Origin of the sequence: Sphingomonas sp. LH128 (genome assembly GCF_000293195.2) — a bacterium.
Taxonomy (GTDB): domain Bacteria; phylum Pseudomonadota; class Alphaproteobacteria; order Sphingomonadales; family Sphingomonadaceae; genus Novosphingobium; species Novosphingobium resinovorum_A.
Genome location: NZ_ALVC01000191.1, coordinates 1 through 2,247, shown reverse-complemented (window position 1 = coordinate 2,247; position 2,247 = coordinate 1). Strand labels below are relative to the sequence as shown.

Here is a 2,247-nt window from a genome sequence, read left to right as displayed (position 1 = left end):
GGCGCGGCGGGCGGCGGCGACGGCAAGGTCGACGTCGGCGGGGGAGCCCAGCGAAATTTCGCCGGAGACTTCCTCGGTGGCGGGGTTGATGACTTCGGCGGTTTTCGGGGTGACGGGGCTGGTCCAGCGGCCGTCGATGTAGAACTGCGTGTAGCTGCGCATGATGCTCTCTCCCATCCTCCCCGCGGGCGGGGAGGGGGACCGCCGCGCAGCGGGGGGGGGGGGGCCCGCCGACGCAGTCGGTGGTGGAGGGGGAAGACCGCGCGCGAGATCGCCCGGCCTCACCGCCGGGCGCGCTATCGTCAGAAGATTTCACGCTGCTGCGCGTAGAAGCGGAGGATGTGCCGCCGCGCCGGCGCTCGGGATGTGCCGGGGGCGTGGAGGATCGGTCCGTCATAAGGCGTGGAACTCCATGGGGTGTTGGAGTGGATGCCCCTCATGGCGGACCTATGTATCGCGGGCCGGGGTGTGTAGGAAAATGGTTTTGAAAGGCTGGGATTGATGTTCTTCTACCCATCCGCTCACGAAGTGCGAGAGAATGAGCAAAGCTGCCGTTTATGCTGGAGTCGGCTTGCAAGTGGCCTGAAATTGGTGATTAAATCAGCCTATGCTGATCAAAAAAATCACAATCGAAAACGTTCGCAGCTTCTTGGACCGCCGCGAAATGGTATTCGATGGGCCAATTTCCATCATCATTGGTCCAAATGGGGGCGGGAAAACCAATCTTCTTGATGTAGTGAATACGATGCTCCGACGATATTTGTTTGCGACGCGGTACTTCACTCAGACGCACGATGCTGAGCAGCAGATTCAGTGGGAACTGCGTTACAATGACCAACTGAACCATATGCGGCTCGAGAAGCATAGCTCAGGTCGTTCGCTTCGGCAATTTGTCGCGATCGAAATTGAGGTGTCGCAGAACGATCTCGATAATATGCGCCTCATCCAGAATGATGCCGAAGAGTTGAGGGGAGCATCGAAAAGGCGCCTTGTGCACAACCCGTGGGATGGCGTGGCCCAATGGAAAATCGATGATATTCCTGTTGGTCAAAGGCTGGAATATGTGTGGGAAGATGGCAATTTTCAGGCTCCGCTCATGCATCAAGCGAGTCATTTTCTTCATTATTTGCAAGTGTTTGAAATAGACAATGACGTTCGTGCCGAAATTGGTAAAGATGCGCTCAAGCTCTCAATGATTTATTTGCCAGTAAACCGATCGGCCAGTGGGTTTCAGGGGTCTATTGGTCTGGCGGGATACAATGATTACGAGCAAAAGCGATCTCTAGATGCGATAAGTTCTCGCAACGCGGGTAATATTATATCGCTTGCGATTGGGCGCTTGGCCAGAAAATACCGTTTGCTTCAGGAAGACGATAACACCAGCGCAAAAGAGAAGTTTCGTTCTGATGATAATTTAAAAGAACTTTCAAAAGCCCTAAAGGAAATAGGTTATGATTGGGACCTGATTTGCACAGACGCCATGAGTAATACCTACGATATTGCCCTTAAAAAGCAGGGTACATCGTTCTTGGTGAGTGCGGCGTCTTCGGGTGAAAAAGAACTTCTAACCTATCTTTTTGCAATATATGCTCTTAATGTTAGAGATGCATTAATAATCGTCGATGAGCCTGAGCTTCATTTGCACCCTCGCTGGCAGAGCACGCTTTTTGCATTGTTCGAGCGGTTGGCGAAGAGCACTGGTAATCAGTTTGTTCTTGCGACCCATTCTCCAACTTTCATATCGCCGGCTTCGATTCAATATGTATCGCGCGTTTATATTGAGAATCAAAGAAGTAATATTCTTCGTTTGAATTCTGCGGTTCTTCCTAATGCAAAACATTTATTTAATGTCGTTAATAGTCAAAATAATGAAAGAATATTCTTCACGGATAAAGTTGTTTTGGTTGAAGGGCTTTCGGATCAGATTTTCTTTGAGAAGATTCTTAACATTGTTGCGCGTAACGCTGGCATAATTCGGGATTCATCTCTTGAAATTGTGAGTGTCGGAGGGAAGGGTTTATTTCCGGCTTACAAGCAGCTTTTGGATGCATGCCACGTAAGGGCGGCAATCATTGCTGACCTAGATTATGTCGAGCAGATAGGAACAGGAGAGGTGAAGGGCCTTTTCCGTTTGAATGCCGCAGAAATTAGAGATGACGTCCTCAACAATGTTAACCCGCCTTATTCACCAAAAGTGTCCTGAAGGGTTGGCGGGAGTGGCGTAAGCCTCTGATCTGAATTAGGAAC

1 protein-coding gene is annotated in these 2,247 nt (G+C 50.4%); it reads left to right on the top strand.

The window, feature by feature from the left end; translation table 11 throughout:
• The first annotated feature begins 607 nt into the window (after window positions 1-607).
• A complete protein-coding gene (locus LH128_RS32215; RefSeq protein ID WP_327195181.1) occupies window positions 608-2,203 on the top strand; it encodes an AAA family ATPase in 1,596 nt (531 codons plus the stop codon).
• Window positions 2,204-2,247 lie beyond the last annotated feature (44 nt).

Excerpts from the sequence above, each read along its gene's own strand:
- LH128_RS32215 (WP_327195181.1), top strand. The coding sequence starts at position 608 with ATGCTGATCAAAAAAATCACAATCGAAAACGTTCGCAGCTTCTTGGAC.